The sequence below is a fragment of the Fusicatenibacter saccharivorans genome, assembly GCF_027667425.1.
In the GTDB taxonomy this organism is placed as follows: Bacteria; Bacillota; Clostridia; order Lachnospirales; family Lachnospiraceae; genus Fusicatenibacter; species Fusicatenibacter saccharivorans.
Genome location: NZ_JAQEGR010000007.1, coordinates 60793 through 79213, shown reverse-complemented (window position 1 = coordinate 79213; position 18421 = coordinate 60793). Strand labels below are relative to the sequence as shown.

Genomic DNA, 18421 nt, shown 5'->3' with positions numbered 1-18421 from the left:
GGCCTTTGCTGACGGGCGTTTTTTTACAGCTTCGGCTCATCAGCCTACTCCCCATCCAGAATTTTCTGATAGAGAAGTCTGCCTTCCTCCCCGGCAAGCCGTCCGCAGATTTCTGCCCGTTCGGCGATAACAGGGATCTGGATATGTGCTTTGGCATCTGCCAGCTGTAGCAGCATCAGGTTTTGAAACATCGCAAAGCTGGCCATTTTCGTATGGCGTCTGACGTGCTTTAATTTCACACTGACGTGGTCATCATGATACTTCACATAATACAGGAGCTCCTGTACATCGAAACACGGAATCACATACCCCTGCCGGTCCAGCTCCGGGATCACGATATCGCGCACGATTTCCATGCTTTTTTCGGGATGACCGTAGTAATGCATGTCCGGATCACCCTCGCGTTTTCCCCTGCACTGAGCTTCAGGCTTTCCGATATCGTGCAGCAGCGCCGCCAGATAGACCATATCATTTTCCATCCTCCGCGGAAGATTGCAGACCACATGGAGGGAATGCATCCATAAGTCATACTGATGTGCACTGTTCTTCTGATCATAGCCGAACATGGTTCGTACGGCCGGAATCAGTGCTGCGATTTCTTCTCGTCTCATATCCATCTCTTCCACAGTTTCTGCTGTTTTCAACACATTCAACAGCTCGCTTAACTTCATGTGTTCATTCCCCCTTTCTGGTCTTTTTATAAATATCCGTGTTTTGTTATGTATAGATGTTGGGGTCAAAAGGTTTTTTGACCCCTTTGATACCAGATTGCTACGTGCTTTGCACTCCCGCAATCTTCATGCATATACTGTATCACATGCTTTCGTTTTCTGCACTTAACCGCTGGTTTAATTTTTTTTGCTGATTTTTTATGCTGTTCGCCCGGCACAGAATCCGATCTGCCGACTCTGCGGTTTCTTTTTCAGTCCGATCATCTCGAAATCGTCCGCCGTCAGAAGACAGGCCTCCTCTTTTTCCAGCGTACCATTCTGATGTTCCCGAATGAGGCGGTCTGCCTGGCGCATGATAGCGTGGTCCAGCAGGTTTCTGACAAACCGTCCATTGCCGTAATTTTCTTCCCGACAGGCATCGGCGCAGATGGAAAAGCATTTTTCCCTTGTTCTTTCGTCCATCCGGTATTCCGATTTTTCCAGCATCAGATCCAGAATCTGCGTCAGTTCTACCGGTGAGTAATCCGGGAAATTCAGGTGAAAGGCAATGCGGCTTGCAAGACCTTCATTCTGCTCCAGAAACTCCTTCATCTTCTCCGGATATCCTGCAAAAATGACAATGACCTCATCCCGGTAATTCTCCATCTCCTGCACAATGGTATTGATCGCCTCGGCGCCATACGTGCGGTTGTCTTCTACAAGAGAATACGCCTCATCGATAAACAGAATGCCGCCACGCGCCGCCTGAAATTTACTCTCAACAATCTGTGCCGTCCAGCCGACATATTTTCCGACCAGATCCTGTCTGCCGCACTCTACAATGTGGCCATATTTCAGCACTTCCTCTTCCTTCAAGACCTGGGATAGCAGACGCGCCACGGTTGTCTTTGCTGTCCCTGGATTTCCGGAAAACAGCATATGCATGGATGACTGAACCCCCGGAAGACCCATCTGTTTCCGCATTTTCTGCATTTTGGCCGCCGCCAGAATCTCATCTGTCACTTTCTTTACATCCGACAGGCCTACCATTTTCTGCAGCTCCACATACGGCTTGTCTGTCTTCTTTTTCAGTTGAATTTTGACGAGGTCTTTTTGTTTGTAGGCCTTGTAAATATGCGTTTTTAATCCGCTTCCGTACCATCTGTTGTAGGCAGAAAAGATATCCGATACAGAATACAATTTCTTTTCTTTCGGAAGATACCGCGTCAGCTCTTCTATCGTGTAGTCGTGATACTCTGTCTTATCCGCCAGACGTTTCAAATAGCCCGTCGCCCGTTCCAGATCTCCCTGGCCTTCCTGAATCTGAATCAGATCCGCGTTGGAAAGAATTTCCGCTATCGTCTCATCCGATACGCTGCGGCTTCCGGAAATGTCCACAAAGATAAACAATGTAGAATTTCCATACTCATTCAGTTTCTTCCCAAGTGTTTTCGCCAGATCATAATTGCCGGTGGCATACATTCCTGTACTCTTTTCACCTTCCAGATTCAGAATCACTGTTCCGCCTCTAGCACTGGAGAAAATATTGTCAAAATTATCTTCCCGCTCTGCCTTGTATGTCATCTTCTGCACATCGTAAACTCTGCCGCTCAGCAATCGTTGATTCTCCAGCAGTGCCGGAATCAGAAGATCTATCATATCATCCGCAGCCGCTTTGTCACCGGCTGTGATCAGATAATGAACCGGATGCCCAACAAAACGTTTTTCATTTTCCGGGGCGTAAATCCGCTCCATTTCGTCATAGAAGCTTTCCGATGCCATAATTTCCTGCATCTGCTCCGCCTGCTTTTGTCTGGTCATATTTTGAGCGGTATAAATCCGTTCACTTACCTGATACGCAACAGGTTCAAAAAAACTGTGATGTTCTGGTTCTATCGCAAGTTTTAATTTTTCCTTCAGCGACCCGCTGTAACACTCCGTCCAGTTATTCCGTTCTGCCCGAACCAGTTCTTTGCAAAACGCATCATTTGTGATCTCCTCATACGCAAGCAACTCAATTTCCGGCAGTATCTTCTGAATACAATCCACACATACCCGGGGAACCACTTCCATCTCAAGTGCAGCCACAATCGTCATCTGACCATTCAGAATATCACTGATCATAATGAAAAACTTCTTTTCTGTACGGTAGGCAGTGTAAAACTTGCTGTTCCATTCCGCAGCATCACTCCGTCTGGAATAGAGACGCTCATATCCTTCCTTCGTTGAATCCTCCTGTTCCAGATTCAGTTTTGAACAGTCTGCTGTGTATTTGTAAAGAATCATTCGCTGCTACCTCCCTTGGAGCTTTTACTGGTAATCCTTCTGTTGTCTCTTTCTACCTGCTATCTTACCACCTGCCGTATCCCATATGTGGACAGGTTCTTGTCTATACGAAAACCAGACAATTTTCTGGTTTTTCTATTTCTCCATAACAGGTACTTACTTCTTTTTTCTTCTGCATTTCTGTACAGTATTTCGACACTGGAATAACGGCTACAATCACAACATGTTCTTTTTTCTCGCAGTTTCCCAGCAAGCCAATCATATACCGCAGCTCTTCTTTTCTGTCGGCAAAATTTTTTCTGCTTGTCATCATCGGCACTTCATCAATCACAAAAACAGAAATTGCTCCATTCTCTGCTTTCTGCGCTATGATTTCTGCCATTCTCTCCACCATCATCGCTGGTGTATCATCAATTTCTATCTTGGAAAGCTCCTCCTGCCCGTACATGCTCTGCAGAATCTTCCACATCTCCTTCTTTTCATGCTGCAGTGAAAAAAGGAGAACTCCATCCTCGCTGGTTTTTCGCTCTTTCCAGCCATATGCAACCGCTTTTTTCGTTTTTCCGCTCGCCGCAGATCCCGCCAGGAAAATCATCCTTCTGCCCCTCCCTCATCTTTCAGAAAAATTTCAAGCATACGTCCAATTACCATATTGTCTCGTTCTACCAGATCTCTGGCTGTTCCAAACATGAATCGAAATCTCAAATCGAAAATCATTCTGGCCTGCTGTTCATCCAGTCCATACTGCTTTTCCAGTGCCAACGCTGCAATCCCCTCATTTGGGTAGTCCGCTTTCATGATCTGGCAAAGTTCATCTTCATGGCATTGTGCCCAGCTTTGTGCTTCCAGCGTGTGTTTTCTTTCCAGAAGCATGTTCTTTCTTCTTACCAGATACTCTGCAAAATACTCCAGCTCTTCCTGGCTGTATCCGATCCACTGACCCGAAATATCCCAAAGTGGTTCTATTTGTTTCATTTCCCGAAGAAGATGCTCTTTTTCCTCCAGAAAAGCTTTCCATCTCCCCTGTTTTTCCCGTTCAAGCGGCTCTTTTTCTTTCTCAGGAGCTTTTTCCCACTTCTGCAGTATTTCATTATAGTCCTCCGCTTTTTCCACCATGGTAAGAAATACCTGTTTTGCTTCAGAATTTTTTCTCATAACAGAATACAGAATAGCCAAAAGTGCATCCAGTACATATATTTTATTTTGCCCGCACTTTTTCTCCAAATATTCCTGTTTCGAAACAAACAGCCTAATCACGCCATCTCTGTTGTTTGTGCGAGACGGAACGATGATATAGGCCTTATCCTTTTCTTCAGGAAAATCTTCTGCCCTTCCTTCAAACACGACTTCCGTGGCATCTTCAACGCAGATTTCCGTCAGTGGATCAAAACATTCCAGAAATTCTAAAATACCCATATTGCACCTCTCCTTTATTTCCCGATCTGATCTGCGGTTCTTTTCGTTTTCCCGGGTTTCCGCTTTTTGGCCTTTCGGATATAATTTTCACTGAACTGCTTTTCCCGTTCAATCCAGTCCTGCGTTCTCTTCTCAATCACAAATGGAAGTTCTCTCCAGATCATCCTGAGCTGTTCTTCTGTGATCTCCGGCACTTTCTTTAAAATTGCCTCCCGCAGATATACACCGCCTCCGCTGCAGGAATCCGGGAAACAGTTTTCTTCGCTGATAGCATCCAGAATTTCTTTATAATATTTTCGATACATCTGATATGCTTCGTAATGTGCAATACGGTTCACATGATCTTCGATTCTGGATTCCTCCTCCTGTTTCAGAATTGTTTTCTTGTTGATTCCGCCGCTGTTCACATTCGCATAATACATCGCATATGCTTTAGCTTCTTCCAGACTTTGGAATGTGCGGAGAAATCTGCCGAAGTTATGAATATCACCATCTGAAAACGTAATCCAGTCATAATATGCCAATTCCGGCGGAAAATGATTTTCTTTTCCGTAAAGCTCTGCACATTCCTGTCTGCTGACAGAATGATAATCCCACGGACCGATGATATCATCGTAATCCGCGTAGAAAAGAATATAGGCTTCCACCTTTGCATCACTGTATATCAGCATCGGGCTGTGCTCCTCGTACTGATACAGAATCGAGTATTTTACACCCTTGATTTTTCCGTCATTCCTTCTCATCAACAGTGCGTAAACGCCCATCTCAGAATTGTCCGGAATATTGTTCACATGCATCGGCTTCCAGTTAAATTCGTTCTCCGTCAGTTTCTCCTTCTCGCGTTTTTTCCGGCGTTCCGCCATTTCCCGATCCATTCTTTCCCTGTACAGAACGCTTCCGATGTAATCATATCGTTCCAGATGCTCCACGCCAATTGCCCGGCCGGCCAGATCGATGGCATAAAAATGCCAGAAATTTTCCTTTTCCCGTTTCGCCTCCGCAGCCGCTTTGCTGTACTCATCCAGAATGTCTTCCCGGATCAGTGCATTTTCTTTCTCCAGATATTTCCAGCCGTGATCTTCTGCTTTATATTTATGACGATAACCAATTCTTTCATCGGTCGTCTCAAAGATCGGGAAAAGCTCGGTACTTTTGTAAAATGGTGTCTCTTCAAATCCGAAAATATACTCTTTTCCCTCTTTGCTGAGCAGACATACACATCCCGGGCCGCCCATTCCAGAAGGGGGATCCTCCTGTGCAAACACAACGGTTTTCCAGAAGTCTTCTGTTAAATCTGGTAAATCAAACGTGTGATCTCTATCCATATCTCTGGCTCTCTTCCTTTCCTTTTTCCGTTGCATAAAAAGTTCTCTTTTATTCTGTTCTCAGATCTTCTCTCGGCTGATTGGAAAGCACAATCACCATCTGCTTTCTGTGAACCGTTTCATACTGAACATCCATCCACATTTTCTCAACATGTGGACACTCTTCCATTCCGATGCCGTACACATACATATCATCGTATTTCTCCGGTATCTCACTCCGATATTCATAGTATTCAGATGACCAGTCATTTCGATTTACGATAGAAAAATGTCTGCCGATCTGCAGATACGGTTTTAGATCCCGGAACAAAAGCTTCTGTTCCACACTCCGTTTGATATCCCGCGGTTCTTCCGAAATCATAAGTTCCATCGCCGGATTCATTGTATCATCTTTACTGCACCAACATTCTCCTTCCGGTTCCGGCAAAGCCGTATAGACATCTCTGTAAAATTCCACATCCACCATTCCGACTCCATAGATGTAAAAGCCGGCATATTTCTGTTCCGGAATGTCTGACATCATCAGATAATCGTGGTAATAACCATCCTCAAAACAGATGGATAAGCGGACATTGCGTGCAACATATTTTCTCAGTTCTTCAAATTTAATTGCCATCAGAAAACTCCTCCTTTGTCAGTACCAGTTTTACTACTTCGTGTGCGAAAAAATTATCTTCTTTTTCGAAAATGTTACCCAGCACAACCATGACCGGGCCGTCCTCTACTTCTCTGAACCCCAGCTTCCGCAGCAGGCTGATCGTTGGTTCATTTTCTGTCTGGGTTGTCACATACAGCTTATCGATGAAAAGATTCTTTCCGTTTGCAGAAACCCCATCACCAAAGAGCTGATTAATCAGCTCTCGGCTGGCTTCTTCACAGTAGCCGTTTCTTCGGTATTCTCTGGCGATATAAAATTCAATTTCGTATTCGTCTTCCATTTCTCTATGTACGCCTACGTAACCAATAAACTTGTCTTTCTGCTGTTTGGGAAAAATGGAATAGGTGCAAAGCTCATGATCGGTTCTCTCAAAGTAGTTGGCAAACCCCATCACATGTTTTTCGGATGGGCTGACTCCGCAGAATATGTAGAAGTCGCCATCATCCCGCAGCATTTGTAAAAATGCCTCGGAGTCTCTGTCCGTCCGGCTTGGGAGAAGGAATAATCTTTCAGTTTCGATTGCAGATCCTGTGTTCATTTGTGATCTCGTCTCCATTCTTTTGTACGTTGACTGTGAGTTTTCATGTTTCAGGAGTGAGGGCTGGAATCGAACCAGCGACAATAGATCTTTTGCTGTACCGACCACACCCATGATCGGCTTGGTTTCTCTGCTCTACCATGGCTGAGCTACCTCACTCATATTTCTCTTTTAACTTTTGTATTCCTTATGTGATTCCACTCTGTCAGGAACCAGCCTGCTCCGCCGGAATATCTCCGCCGGTTCTTCTGCGATCTCACTCCAGCCGGCTTTCAACAGGAATTCTTTTGTTACGTCTGCTTCCTGAATTGCGAAAAGTTCGTTCAACGTCATATCGAGTTGTTCCTCCTGATCTGTCCTGTATTCTGATGCATCCGCCGGAGCTCTTATGTACTCCTATTATTCCACGTCTCTCCGTCGTTTGCATTGAACTTGTGGTTTACTTTCCGGGTATGCCTTATCTTATCATGGAACCGTTCCTGCATGTGGACACTCTTTTGGCCACTTTTCTGTTTCACAGGATTTTACTTTCACTGTTCCCGAATCTTCAGATACTGCTCTGCCATGCAGCTAAGACTCTCTTCATCGATAATTTCAAGGAACGCATTTTGATTCCCGTACAGCGCTTTTCCAATCCGTTTAATCGCCTGAATTCCGACCACAAGCTTCTCATCTGGATATTCACAATAATTGAGTAATCTGCGAAGCGTCTTAAGACTTGGAATCTCTTCTTCCTCCACATACTCTGATAATTCGATGTCTCTCATCATGCTTGAAACTGTAAAGTTGTATTCTTCCGCTGTCCGCAGAAATCTCTCCGCATTGAACCAGTAATTTTTCCCATCCTCGCGGAGAATATTGGTGAATTTCTGAAGCAGATGCTTTTCCTGCAGGGTCACAGCACTTTCTCTCTTCACATCAGCTGGGATACGATAGACGGTTTCTTTTGTAATTTGATTTTTCATTTTGCTCCTCCTTCAGTATCTGGCGCAGAAAAACTTTTTTGTCACTTTACAATATATTTCCTATCATTCTGCTGATTCTCTTTCTCATTTGAGTACTCCTGTTTCAAAACAGCTTCAGATAATCCCTAAACACGATTGCCTCCACCGCCGGGGTTTCCGATGCAAATTGTGCGTTTTCGATTCCATTGGTGAGCAGCAGATGTTCCCAGAGTTTTCGGTCCTTTTGAAAGTCAAATCTGCAGTCATCCAGAACTACATACTCTTCAATCTCCGGATGTGCTTTCAGGTATTTCAAAATCCCTTCTCCCCTTTTGTACATCTGATCCTGTGTCTGCCCATCGATCGACAGCCCGCACAAAGCAAGTTTAGAAATGAGATACACATAATCATCATCTGTCGGTTTCACTTCTTTCCAGTCGGAAGACAAAACAAGATCTGCTCCACCAATTTTTTCAATTGTCTTTGCCAGGACTTCCACTCGTGCATCATCAATCCCCGTATATCCATCCGGGGTTTTCTGGACTGTGGTTGTGGTATTCAGCACTCCGTCAACATCCAGAAATATCACAAAACGTTTATGTCTTTTACACATGTATCTTTCCTCCCTGACCTTGGATCTGAAACAGCTTTTTGTTATGTGCCTATTCTATCCGCAATAGGCGTTGTTTGTGTAACGCTTCTTGCGGAACAAAAAAATAATTCATACTACAATTCCATTTTTCATTTCTGCAGATTTTCTTTTGACTGGAGATGGTATCGCCATCTCCCCGTCGTTTCCTCAAAGCTGTGAATCTGGATTTCTTCACGCATGGCAAGCTGCATAGCCCGTTCGCCAAAGGTTTCCAGATCTCTCGCCTTTTCTCTTTCCAGCGCAGCATGTTCTCTCTCATATGCAGCAATTGCATTTTCCCAAGTGGAATAAATTCCAAGCCACTCATCCTCATCATGAAATTCCTCATAGCCACGCACCAGTAGATAATGAACCTTACCTTGTTCTGTCATCGTAACAAACGCCTCCTTACGCACCCTGCAAAAATTTTTATATTTCCCTATTTTTACACACTTTCCAGAATTTTTCATTGAACTTCTGGTTTATTCATTGGTCTGATAAAGCCCTTCCAGTTCTTTCATTTTATTTCGGATCAGTTCCTGTACAGACGGCGTCTCCACGATGACATCCCTTGAATTCATCATCGCCCAGTTTGCCATAAAATACGCGGTTCGATATACCAGCACCCGATCATATTCCTCTGTTCCACCCTTTAGGAAATAAAACTCATCATCAAACGTATGATACATGATCGTATAAGCATTTGGCGTTTTCCGCACCCGTAAAATGATGGGTTCCACACTGCCATAGCTGCCACCCTGGTGTTCTGCTACATAACGATACTTATCCAGCTTCTTGTTCTCGTCTTCCAATTCAGACATCGGACGGTATCTTCCCTCTCCCGGCTCAAGCACCTGAATTTCGTCCATGCGTTCAATCGGATAATTGGACAAACCCTGATACGGCTCATGGTTTCCAACCAGCCACAGTTTCCCATTTGAACTGCTGATGAAATAAGGTGAAATGACATAGACCTTTCCACCATCGACATAAGCACGCTCCCCTGATTTCGTATACTGTATGAGTTTAAATGAGATTTTCCGAAAAAACTGTCCTGTCTGATTGCTCAGTGCTTCAAAGATTCTGCTCATATTCTCATGCAGATTTGTATAGTGGCACGGTTCTGCCCGGCGGACGACCTCTTCGCCTTCCATCTGCGGTATTTTCGGATATTTCCGTTCTTTTGAAACCTTCGCTTTTCCCACATCATCTAATAAATATTCCGGGGAAAACCTTTCCAGATAGCAATGATATTTCTTAATATTTCCTACTCCGGCACAGGTGATCAGATCTCGAATAATTTCCTGTTTTTCCTCCATCGTTGCTGTCATGGTAAAAATATGTTCAATCAGAAATGGCAGTTTTTTCTGACTCAATGGATGATTGTAATAGATAATATTCTTTTTATTATCTATCTTTCCATCCTCATCCATCTCGGTGATCGTAACAATGCCTTCCGCTTCCAGTTCAAAGACATCCTTTTTTACAGTTCTGATCTGGTTATCGCGTTTGTTCTTTTTCTTCTCTTTGTCTCCCTCTACGGAAATTTCCCCATAAACAGCATCGCGCAGTTTCCAAATGGATATTGGTCTTTCTATATTTGTCTCTTGCATTAGCTCCTGTAAAATTTTAAATTTTATATCGTTCTTTAAGCCCATTGTTTGTATTCCTCCACTTAATCTGAGTATCCAGTTGCTGGATTTTTCCCTGGCTACATTTAATTTTCGATCTTTTCCTTTGTTGAGGTCATTCTAGCAGTTATAAGCGTCATTTGTATAACGCCTTATACATTTTAAAAAAAATCATGCTGCCCATTCATTATCTGGGCAGCATGTACAGCATCGTCAGATCGCTTTTTCATATTATGCAATATGGTTACTAAAATCCTCTTTATATTGTTCTTTTTGTATTATCCATTTATTAGATTTATCATCATAGTAATTAGGTCCACACCCATTAATACCGTTTCCCAGTTCAAATGCTACTTTTTCTCCATCATATTTTGTAAAAAAACCTATGTTTGTAATATACATTGTTTTATAATATAAATAGTTTTCTTTGTACTCGTATTTGAGTAAAGAATATCGCATATAATGTCCCGATCTCCCATGTGATGAATAATCTTTTACATTTTTATAAAATTCATTACTATTCATAGTATTTTTAACACCTTGCACAGTGTTATTTTTAATATTATCAATAAAATTATCTAAGATTTTGTCATCATAAAACACAGGTGTTTCAATTAATGGCATCCACCCATATTCGCAATATGGTTTTCCTCCAATCATTTTATACTCGACGATTCCCTCTTTATTTCTATTAGATCTACTCAAAGTTTTTTCACAAAATCCAAAGCAATCCCAACCATCTTCTTCTATTTTTTTCCATACCTGAATCGCTCCTGGTAGAACATGTATATTACCAGATCCACAGTCGAAGTCTTTATAAAACATGGTAATTTTAAATTGTTCATTTTCTATTTGATATTCACACCAATAATAATTTAAATAATCATGTTTTTCTTTATCTTCCAAATTCATTATATTAAATGTATTATTTTCATTTTCAAAATAGCCCACATAATAATGCTTTTTTTTTGCTTTTTCCCCTAATTCATCAATTATTTTAATCAAACTTTCTTTTTGCTTACAATTAAAATTTTTCACTCTATCTTCTACCATTTTTCTCTTTCCCTCATTTCTTGCATTTAATTATACAATCTCTTCTTCGATTTAGCACTTTACTTAAACTTTTTGCTCTCACTATTCAAGCTTCTCAATTAGTTACATCTATTCCGACTGGTCCATTTCATTCACCTCAGATATTCGAAATCTCTCTAAATTTTTCTGCAACAACTTTTTAATTTTTTTGCTTGAAATACAATACTAAGCTAATACATAAAATACCACTCACAGCACCAATAAATCCCCCAATCATCACCCCTCTCCCTGAACTCAGGTAATCTAATATCTGTAACGCCGCCGCGATAATGGAAACGAATCCAAATACCGCAATAATCATACTCACTCGTGATTCCCGCTTGCTGTCGATGTGATCCTGTTCTTCGTTTAACAGTTCAATTTTTTCTTTGATCTCATCCAGTGCTTCATTCACGCCATTTTCTTTCTGCAGCGCTCGATATGTCTCACAGACATTATTTCATTTTGACACCTGGGATGGTGTCAATGTTCCGTATGCGATGAATTCTAATGCTTCTTTTTTCAGTCCTCGAATACTCTGAGCTGAAATCCCCTGAAATCTCTCATGGATTTTTTCGTTCAACAGCATACAAGTATATTTTTGATACATTACAATCATCGTTAGTGCCAGATCGTCTTCTGCTCGTTCTAGCAATGCTTCCGCTGTAAGTGGAACTGTTTTCCCCGGTTTGGGACCATACGCATAGGCAATCTCCTGTGATGTAATTGCACATGCCCATCCATAATGGCTGTCATTTACATCCCTTGCCCCAGATGCATACTCAACATCTTTCTCCGATAAATCGGAAAACTCCTTCGTTACATCAATCAGCCGATGTTCATTATAGGCAATTTTCTCCGCAATCTTCCGTTCTTCAAAACGTTTCGGAAGTGCCGCCACATTCAGTCGGTAAGCTTCTTTCATCATGTAGATTTTTGTTTTTTCGCTTTGTCCGAACCATTTTAACTGAACGCCATATTCCTTATGCCATGATTCAAATACTTCCTGTTCTAAAATTGCTAACAGGCTGTCCTGAATTTCCTGTTTTTTATCATCTATGTATCCCGGATTGATTAACTGATAAATTTCCTGGACGTCTTTATTTTTATATGCCAGATACACGGTTAAAAAGGCAATTCCATTGTTGAAAGAAAATACCTGCAATTGCGTCAGATCATACGGAAAGGAGATCTTTACTGCTTCTTTCCATTTTTTCTGCACCGTTGCAGCCTTCTCCTCCAGCATACACCTTTTGACAAATTCGCCAGAACGGCATTTTATGGATAGAATTTCCAGAAAATCATCGGAATCAAATCCGGAGCGATCCTTTTCTTCATCGGATTGATCTTTCTGGTTTGTATTCATTTTTTTCGCACTAAACGGTATCTACTGAAAATCCCCTTGATATCGAAGAGGAAGTATGATATACAAACCTCGATCTATTTCTTCCGTATTTTTAACGTCTTCCCAGTATTTTTCCATCGCTCCCCCACTTCATCAAAGGATTACCGTAGTTCCTACTTCTATATTTTCCAGCAACCACTCTACATTTTTCTGGCTGACCCGAATGCAGCCTGCCGTGCCGGTATCTCCGTTGCTGATTGGCTCTGCCTGCTCAAATGTTTCAGATGTCACTCTGTCCATATAAAGATCACTGTGAATAAAGTAGTCTTCGAAAATCACCAGATAGCCAAAAAATTTTATCCGTTCATACTTTTTATGATAGCCGCTGATATATTCTTCTTTTACCTTTGATTTTTTTACAATATCAAACACACCATAAGGAGTTGGGGAATCTTCGCGGCCGAACAGGCATGGCATTTCCTTGATTTTTTCATAAATCGTATATTCACACGGGACAAAATCCTTTCGGATGCTGTAGTTCTTCCGCAGAGCCTGCCCATCTGCTTTTTTATAAACTTCAAGCTGATGTGCCTGTCGATTCAGTTTCAACAAAAAATTTTCTGTACTGATTCTCTTTTGGGCGATATAAATGTCATTTTCCATTACTTTTTTCATTCTCTTTTATACTAACTTTATTGATTTTTTGTTACACATTTTAATTGTTTTTATTATAACGCAATCCACTTTCTTTTACCATTCTTTTTTATTATTTTTGATATGAATTTGCTTTTTTTCTTATTTGTTTACCTATTATCTGACAATTCGTTTTAGCCGCAACCATGCACTTTTGAAAGAACTATCTATATTCTTGCTTTCCATCTTCTACCACAAGAATTTTTCCAGGCATGTCATACACAAAAACATCATGGATAAACTGTGCCAGCCCGCACTCTTTAAGTTCTGTCAAAATCTGCTGCCACCCCTCCTGTGTCATTTGTCCATGATATAGGTATCCAATATGAACCTCATAAGAAAATCCCCTCTTCCGGAAGAAATCCAGCAGTCTCTTCTGTACTTCCCGCTTTTCTCATCTTTGCTATATCTACATTCATCTTTACTCTTGATCGTTTCTGGCTCATTCGTATTCCTCTTTTCTTTGAAGATTTTCCTTACTCCGCTGTAAAAACTTCATCTTTGAAAAGTTCCGCCCATGCGACAGCCTCTTCCTCTTCAAGAACCATTCCTCCCATGCCAAAATTGACATAGAACTGATGCTCCGCTTCTTGATAGCCTCCGATGGCCCATTCATATTCGCCTGTGCAGTTTTTCCATGCCACAAAACACCAGGTTCCGTCCTCCGGCAGTCCTTTTTCTGATACAAGATTCCATTTATCTAAAATCAATTTAAAATTCATTTTCATACTCCTCCCTATTTCGTTCTTTACAGCATTTACCGTGCATAATATTCTTCCCCGGTATCCAGACAGATTGCCGCCAGTCTTCCATTGATTTTCCCTGCTCCACAGTCGATCGCAATGTGATGGTTTGCTTTAAAAATATACCCTGGGTGGCTATTCCCAAGGATATTCTGTGTCGGTGTATGTCCGCTGACTACAATGATATCATCGAAATATGGAATTTCGTAGTCAATCCGCGTCCATACCAGATCATCTACCGAATATTCTTCCAGATGTTTTGTTTCTGAAAAATGATCCAGTCCGGCATGCACCAGCCAGTATTCCTGCCATTAACAATTTCCTTTCCGTATGGGCGGAATGATTTCATGTATTCTACTACCTGGTGCCGTTCTTCCTGCGGCAGTTTGCGAAAATCCTGGATTGTACTGGTACTGCCGTTCTGCGTCCAGTTGTCAAAATCCCGATACACCTTCGGCGGCAGTTTATCCAGAAAATTTCTCGAAACTTCCAGCACCAGAAGTTTGAGATTCGGTAGCGCCATAACTTCATGATTTCCTATGATCGGAATGATATTGGAATGTGCCATCATGTATTTCAGGATTTTCATTGGCTCTGGTCCACGATCGACTACATCGCCTAAGATATAAAGAGTATCTTCTTTCCGAATACCAGATACAACCATACACTCCGGGAAGCTTCATATTTCTGGATGAGCATACGATAACCTTTGTCTGTTTGCCCTGCTCCTGCAGGAGCTGAACCAGCTTTTCTCCCGCCTCCGTATCACTAACAGCTCCCTGCTTCATGGGATAATGCATATCTGTGATAATCAAATCGAACGGATCCCCAGTGTCTTCTGCATTCTTCAGCATCTGCAGACCATCCTCGACATTTGACACCAGTTCAATTTTAGCCACGCCACATTGGTTCAATACCTTGCGGATTGCATTTGCTTTGTAAACGCTGTCTTCAAAGTTCAGAACCTTCATTTATCCTCTTCCCCTCTCCTGTTTGTCATAGCCTATTCTACTTATTATAGGCGACATTTGTACAACGCTTTTTATTCTAAAAAAATTAATCTTGTCTGCCTTTCATGAAGTCATATTTTTGGTTCGCTTTTACGTTCTTTCAGAGCCCAGTTTATAGAAAAGCCCGAAAATAATGAAAAAAAGACAATGCTACAAAATGCGAATCGCAAGGAACAAATTTTAAAGCGTACCAGGGTACGACGAAAATCTGTGACACAGTAATTCACACTCTGTGGTACTGAATTTTTTGCATTCTTTTCGGGGTTGCTATAAATTTTATTTTCTACCTCCAAGCGCCTGATTGAATGTATCATAATTTAACGTATCATTTTTGCCGCAGAACACCGCATATTCTATCGTTTCAAAATAGGATGCATATTTTTCCTGTACGCTCCGAAATACCCGTGCTACAATTCTTGGCGGGTTGCAGAAAGCGCCGCAGCCAAACGCTCCTAAAATCAGAACTTCCGCTCCGTTCGATGCTGCCGCCTGAAAAACACGTTCCAGCCTTTGCATCTGAAGTTCGTACAGTGCTTTCTCACTAATCTTAACCGGCGCATTTCCTGCAGACGGGTTCATGGCATTGCTTGGTTTCTTTCGGAGATTCGGGGCTGCGCAGGTAATGATGTCTACCTGATACCAGTCTTTTTCTTCCATTCGTTCCAGTGCAGCGATATCGGTCTTAAATACGACGACTTCTGGTGTGTACAGAAGATCATCATTATAAAGTGGATCGCCTGCTTTTCGGTGCGGTTGATAGAACTGATGCCACATCGTTTCTGTGTCCAGGCATGGATACAGTGTGCTGCATCGGCAAAGGCATTCTTCCTGCGCCGTACTTCCCCGTGTTACACCGCCGCCGGGGTTGGTTGCAGAGGCGAAATTCAGGACACAGACTCGTTTTCTGGCTTTTGCGTATGCAGAGGCGGCTTCGAAGCTTCTTTTGGATGAAACAATCGTTTTGCAAGGTGATTTTCCAGATTCAGGAAGTGCAATCGCCTGAGATGGAACATACAGTTTTTGGTTCTGAATTGAAAGCTGAACTGCCTGCTGAAGCTTCTGGCTTGCTTTTATCATATCCATGGAATCCTGAAATATCGCGATATTATTACTTCTTCTATCCATTACACTTCTCCTCCCGTATTCCTATCATACAATGCTGTTCTGTTGAAAATCATACACCTTATCCTCCAGCTTCGTCCAGGCTTTTACATAGTCCGCATCGATAAAGCAGCCCCTTGCCTGTCGGAATGCACCTGGCTGCTTGCCGCCTTCCGTGGCATACAATCCTGTATCCCAGCAGCCTGCTGATAAGCTGTTGTCTTTCAGGATCAGTAAGCATACCTCGAAGTCATTTGGATAATCGCCATCCTTTATGTAGTGAAATCCGGTGAATGTAACGCGAATATTCTCTGCCATGTTTGCTGTCTTTTCTTCCATCTTTTTCTCCTCATGGTAGGCTTTTTCTTTTGAATATTACCATTTTATCTCATATCGAACGGAAAATATTGACAGAAACTTGTCCGTATATAAAATTCAGGGCAATATCTCTGCCCTGAATTTTATAACAAATTGTAACTATTCAGAGCCCCATTCCGATTCCGCTTACGCTGCATCTCTTCTTCCATCACACAACACTGTTTTAAATGAAATGCAATCCCATACTGCACCATTTTTTTATAGCCCTCCTGCCACAGTGTCTGCGTATAATCTTTATCCCGAATCTGCTCCAATGCCTTCCGGCAATCTCTTTCCAGATCTTTTTTCTCATCTGTATACTTCACTTCTATCACAATTCCTGTTTCTGCATTTCCCATTTCAATCACAATATCGCTGAATCCTTCTCCCGATTCTCGATTGGAAGATGCACGCCAGTCATTTTTATAGCTTAAGATTCCAAGCAGAATTCCATGATAGAAATTTTCTTTCAGTGATTTCCTCACAAAGGTATCGCGTACGCTAACTGTCTTCTGCAAATACAAATTCAAAAGGCTTTCCACCTCTGCTGCTTTTCCGTCAAAGAGTGCCTGGCAGAACTGTTCTGCCATTTTCCCGTCTTTTTTCACTTCCTGCTGAAACAGTGTAAGAATCCGTTCTGTTATGATATTTCGAATTTCCCGGTTTGGAATTGCAAGGCAATAGCGGCCATCGCTTTCTCTTCCGCGCTGTGTCAGGTATCCAGTCATGAAAAGTGTACTCCACAGATGATCCATGGTCGAATACAGGTCATTGTAGGTAACCATTTCATCGATTTGTTTGATCACTGTTTTTCCATTTACCAGCCATTCCAGTTCTGTTTTTGTGAGCATATCCGGTTCATTGATGCTGTCGATAAAATGATGAATCACACTGTTCCCGCTTGTATTCATCCAGTAATTTTCCGGCTCGGCCTCTGGATTATGGATATGATCATTGCAGTAATTCACAACATCCCATGGACAGTACACATCTGCTTTTCCGAATCGGTATCCGTCATACCATTCTTTTACCTCGTCATATCGGTCATCCATTTCATAGTCATGCAGCATGGTCTTTACTTCTTCATCTGTAAAACCGAAGGTTTCATCAAATTCTGTATTTGTAATCGAATATACTTTGAAATTGTTCAGTCCGGTAAAGATGCTTTCTTTTGCAATTCGCAGGTAGCCCGTCAAAACAGCAAAGGCAAGACTGCTGTTTGTCTTTAAAACATTTCCGAACATATTTCGAAGCAGCAATACCATTTCATCATAATATCCATTTTCATGGGCTTTTGCCATCGGAACATCGTATTCGTCAATCAGGACAACCACTTGCTGTTCATAGTGAACTTCCAACAGTTGTGTCAGTTCCTGAAGACTGCTGGTAATGGTGTCTTCTTCCATATTTCTTGTCAGAAGTTCTGAAAAAAGTGCTTTATCAACCCGGCTCAATTTGTCGCTTTCCAGAAGAAATTGAAATCTTCTTGCCTCACGATTGATTGTTTTTATGAGCTGCGCACGGGCTTTTTCATAGGAATCGGCATCAATTCCTTTTAAGCTGATGGAAATAACGGGATATTTTCCCATATATTGTTCACAAATCTCTGTATTCTTAGAAATCTTCAAGCCGTCAAAAAGTGCTGGATCCGTTCCAATTTCAAAGAAATGCTGAATCATACTCATATTCAGGGATTTTCCAAAACGGCGTGGGCGCGTAAAAAGCGTGACCTCACTTCCGTTATTTAAAATCTGTTCTATGAGGGAAGTTTTATCTACATAATAGTAATTTCCATTGCGAATCTTTTTAAAGTTGTCAATCCCGGTCGGGAGTTTTGGATTTCTCATCTTGAAACCTTCCTTTCCAACTTTTGCGGCTTTTGACACCAGCAGCTGTGCTTATGTTCTGATCTCTATTTTAGCTGGTTTTATTTGCTTTGGCAATGGTTCTTATCGGTTTCTAATCTATCCAATTTTTTATGATCTTATATTGGCTCCTGTCACTAAAAAGAGCTGAATAGGA

General features: G+C 41.9%; 23 protein-coding genes and 1 tRNA gene. All 24 read right to left on the bottom strand.

Annotation, left to right across the window (positions count from 1 at the left end; translation table 11 throughout):
* Positions 1-44: 44 nt before the first annotated feature.
* Positions 45-671, bottom strand: coding sequence for an HD domain-containing protein (locus PGS38_RS08155; RefSeq protein WP_055228058.1), 627 nt, complete (start codon positions 669-671; stop codon positions 45-47).
* A 198-nt stretch (positions 672-869) separates the two neighbouring features.
* Complete coding sequence (locus tag PGS38_RS08150) at positions 870-2936, bottom strand: AAA family ATPase (protein ID WP_055228059.1); 2067 nt, start codon at positions 2934-2936, stop codon at positions 870-872.
* 103 nt (positions 2937-3039) lie between these two features.
* Entirely contained in the window at positions 3040-3531 is a 492-nt protein-coding gene (locus tag PGS38_RS08145; protein ID WP_055228060.1) for a P-loop NTPase family protein, read from the bottom strand.
* Positions 3528-4352: a hypothetical protein gene (locus tag PGS38_RS08140; RefSeq protein WP_055228061.1), complete on the bottom strand. Its 825-nt coding sequence runs from the start codon at positions 4350-4352 to the stop codon at positions 3528-3530. Before PGS38_RS08140 ends, PGS38_RS08145 begins: the two co-directional genes overlap by 4 nt.
* 14 nt (positions 4353-4366) lie before the next feature.
* Positions 4367-5677: a hypothetical protein gene (locus PGS38_RS08135; protein WP_055228062.1), complete on the bottom strand. Its 1311-nt coding sequence runs from the start codon at positions 5675-5677 to the stop codon at positions 4367-4369.
* 49 nt (positions 5678-5726) lie between these two features.
* Entirely contained in the window at positions 5727-6293 is a 567-nt protein-coding gene (locus PGS38_RS08130; RefSeq protein ID WP_055228063.1) for a hypothetical protein, read from the bottom strand.
* On the bottom strand, positions 6283-6873 hold the full coding sequence (locus PGS38_RS08125) for a GNAT family N-acetyltransferase (protein ID WP_055228064.1): 591 nt from the start codon (positions 6871-6873) through the stop codon (positions 6283-6285). The genes PGS38_RS08130 and PGS38_RS08125 overlap by 11 nt, the downstream gene beginning before the upstream one ends.
* Positions 6874-6927: 54 nt before the next feature.
* A tRNA-OTHER gene (locus PGS38_RS08120) sits at positions 6928-7032 on the bottom strand.
* Positions 7033-7044: 12 nt separating this feature from the next.
* On the bottom strand, positions 7045-7206 hold the full coding sequence (locus tag PGS38_RS08115; RefSeq protein ID WP_156327583.1) for a hypothetical protein: 162 nt from the start codon (positions 7204-7206) through the stop codon (positions 7045-7047).
* A gap of 197 nt (positions 7207-7403) precedes the next feature.
* Complete coding sequence (locus tag PGS38_RS08110; protein ID WP_117814087.1) at positions 7404-7838, bottom strand: hypothetical protein; 435 nt, start codon at positions 7836-7838, stop codon at positions 7404-7406.
* Between the two features lie 103 nt (positions 7839-7941).
* Complete coding sequence (locus tag PGS38_RS08105; protein ID WP_118640475.1) at positions 7942-8430, bottom strand: HAD domain-containing protein; 489 nt, start codon at positions 8428-8430, stop codon at positions 7942-7944.
* 128 nt (positions 8431-8558) lie between these two features.
* On the bottom strand, positions 8559-8840 hold the full coding sequence (locus tag PGS38_RS08100) for a hypothetical protein (RefSeq protein WP_117509814.1): 282 nt from the start codon (positions 8838-8840) through the stop codon (positions 8559-8561).
* Positions 8841-8930: 90 nt separating this feature from the next.
* Positions 8931-10061: a WYL domain-containing protein gene (locus PGS38_RS08095; RefSeq protein WP_158565894.1), complete on the bottom strand. Its 1131-nt coding sequence runs from the start codon at positions 10059-10061 to the stop codon at positions 8931-8933.
* A 249-nt stretch (positions 10062-10310) separates the two neighbouring features.
* On the bottom strand, positions 10311-11132 hold the full coding sequence (locus PGS38_RS08090; RefSeq protein ID WP_118640474.1) for a hypothetical protein: 822 nt from the start codon (positions 11130-11132) through the stop codon (positions 10311-10313).
* Between the two features lie 178 nt (positions 11133-11310).
* The gene (locus tag PGS38_RS08085; RefSeq protein ID WP_118640473.1) at positions 11311-11565 is read right to left on the bottom strand and encodes a hypothetical protein; all 255 of its coding nucleotides are present in this window, start codon (positions 11563-11565) and stop codon (positions 11311-11313) included.
* Between the two features lie 45 nt (positions 11566-11610).
* On the bottom strand, positions 11611-12516 hold the full coding sequence (locus PGS38_RS08080) for a hypothetical protein (protein WP_118640472.1): 906 nt from the start codon (positions 12514-12516) through the stop codon (positions 11611-11613).
* A gap of 132 nt (positions 12517-12648) precedes the next feature.
* The gene (locus PGS38_RS08075; protein WP_173815205.1) at positions 12649-13158 is read right to left on the bottom strand and encodes a L,D-transpeptidase; all 510 of its coding nucleotides are present in this window, start codon (positions 13156-13158) and stop codon (positions 12649-12651) included.
* 506 nt (positions 13159-13664) lie between these two features.
* Positions 13665-13910 carry a hypothetical protein gene (locus PGS38_RS08070; RefSeq protein ID WP_118640470.1) on the bottom strand — a complete coding sequence of 82 codons (246 nt, stop codon included), beginning with the start codon at positions 13908-13910 and terminating at the stop codon, positions 13665-13667.
* Between the two features lie 35 nt (positions 13911-13945).
* Positions 13946-14224: a hypothetical protein gene (locus tag PGS38_RS08065; protein WP_118640469.1), complete on the bottom strand. Its 279-nt coding sequence runs from the start codon at positions 14222-14224 to the stop codon at positions 13946-13948.
* Positions 14167-14520 carry a hypothetical protein gene (locus tag PGS38_RS17800; RefSeq protein ID WP_369123055.1) on the bottom strand — a complete coding sequence of 118 codons (354 nt, stop codon included), beginning with the start codon at positions 14518-14520 and terminating at the stop codon, positions 14167-14169. Before PGS38_RS17800 ends, PGS38_RS08065 begins: the two co-directional genes overlap by 58 nt.
* On the bottom strand, positions 14459-14902 hold the full coding sequence (locus PGS38_RS08060; protein ID WP_270476137.1) for a response regulator: 444 nt from the start codon (positions 14900-14902) through the stop codon (positions 14459-14461). Before PGS38_RS08060 ends, PGS38_RS17800 begins: the two co-directional genes overlap by 62 nt.
* A 315-nt stretch (positions 14903-15217) precedes the next feature.
* The gene (locus PGS38_RS08055; RefSeq protein WP_270476135.1) at positions 15218-16066 is read right to left on the bottom strand and encodes a TIGR02452 family protein; all 849 of its coding nucleotides are present in this window, start codon (positions 16064-16066) and stop codon (positions 15218-15220) included.
* Between the two features lie 24 nt (positions 16067-16090).
* Positions 16091-16381 carry a hypothetical protein gene (locus PGS38_RS08050; protein WP_055228085.1) on the bottom strand — a complete coding sequence of 97 codons (291 nt, stop codon included), beginning with the start codon at positions 16379-16381 and terminating at the stop codon, positions 16091-16093.
* 122 nt (positions 16382-16503) lie between these two features.
* On the bottom strand, positions 16504-18246 hold the full coding sequence (locus tag PGS38_RS08045) for an AAA family ATPase (RefSeq protein ID WP_118640466.1): 1743 nt from the start codon (positions 18244-18246) through the stop codon (positions 16504-16506).
* Between the last annotated feature and the right edge of the window lie 175 nt (positions 18247-18421).

Bases quoted from the DNA above. Each gene is read 5' to 3' on its own strand.
- PGS38_RS08155 (WP_055228058.1), bottom strand. From the start codon at position 671: ATGAAGTTAAGCGAGCTGTTGAATGTGTTGAAAACAGCAGAAACTGTG.
- PGS38_RS08150 (WP_055228059.1), bottom strand. From the start codon at position 2,936: ATGATTCTTTACAAATACACAGCAGACTGTTCAAAACTGAATCTGGAA.
- PGS38_RS08145 (WP_055228060.1), bottom strand. From the start codon at position 3,531: ATGATTTTCCTGGCGGGATCTGCGGCGAGCGGAAAAACGAAAAAAGCG.
- PGS38_RS08140 (WP_055228061.1), bottom strand. From the start codon at position 4,352: ATGGGTATTTTAGAATTTCTGGAATGTTTTGATCCACTGACGGAAATC.
- PGS38_RS08135 (WP_055228062.1), bottom strand. From the start codon at position 5,677: ATGGATAGAGATCACACGTTTGATTTACCAGATTTAACAGAAGACTTC.
- PGS38_RS08130 (WP_055228063.1), bottom strand. From the start codon at position 6,293: ATGGCAATTAAATTTGAAGAACTGAGAAAATATGTTGCACGCAATGTC.
- PGS38_RS08125 (WP_055228064.1), bottom strand. From the start codon at position 6,873: ATGAACACAGGATCTGCAATCGAAACTGAAAGATTATTCCTTCTCCCA.
- PGS38_RS08115 (WP_156327583.1), bottom strand. From the start codon at position 7,206: ATGACGTTGAACGAACTTTTCGCAATTCAGGAAGCAGACGTAACAAAA.
- PGS38_RS08110 (WP_117814087.1), bottom strand. From the start codon at position 7,838: ATGAAAAATCAAATTACAAAAGAAACCGTCTATCGTATCCCAGCTGAT.
- PGS38_RS08105 (WP_118640475.1), bottom strand. From the start codon at position 8,430: ATGTGTAAAAGACATAAACGTTTTGTGATATTTCTGGATGTTGACGGA.
- PGS38_RS08100 (WP_117509814.1), bottom strand. From the start codon at position 8,840: ATGACAGAACAAGGTAAGGTTCATTATCTACTGGTGCGTGGCTATGAG.
- PGS38_RS08095 (WP_158565894.1), bottom strand. From the start codon at position 10,061: ATGCAAGAGACAAATATAGAAAGACCAATATCCATTTGGAAACTGCGC.
- PGS38_RS08090 (WP_118640474.1), bottom strand. From the start codon at position 11,132: ATGGTAGAAGATAGAGTGAAAAATTTTAATTGTAAGCAAAAAGAAAGT.
- PGS38_RS08080 (WP_118640472.1), bottom strand. From the start codon at position 12,516: ATGAATACAAACCAGAAAGATCAATCCGATGAAGAAAAGGATCGCTCC.
- PGS38_RS08075 (WP_173815205.1), bottom strand. From the start codon at position 13,158: ATGGAAAATGACATTTATATCGCCCAAAAGAGAATCAGTACAGAAAAT.
- PGS38_RS08070 (WP_118640470.1), bottom strand. From the start codon at position 13,910: ATGAATTTTAAATTGATTTTAGATAAATGGAATCTTGTATCAGAAAAA.
- PGS38_RS17800 (WP_369123055.1), bottom strand. From the start codon at position 14,520: ATGAAAATCCTGAAATACATGATGGCACATTCCAATATCATTCCGATC.
- PGS38_RS08060 (WP_270476137.1), bottom strand. From the start codon at position 14,902: ATGAAGGTTCTGAACTTTGAAGACAGCGTTTACAAAGCAAATGCAATC.
- PGS38_RS08055 (WP_270476135.1), bottom strand. From the start codon at position 16,066: ATGGATAGAAGAAGTAATAATATCGCGATATTTCAGGATTCCATGGAT.
- PGS38_RS08050 (WP_055228085.1), bottom strand. From the start codon at position 16,381: ATGGAAGAAAAGACAGCAAACATGGCAGAGAATATTCGCGTTACATTC.
- PGS38_RS08045 (WP_118640466.1), bottom strand. From the start codon at position 18,246: ATGAGAAATCCAAAACTCCCGACCGGGATTGACAACTTTAAAAAGATT.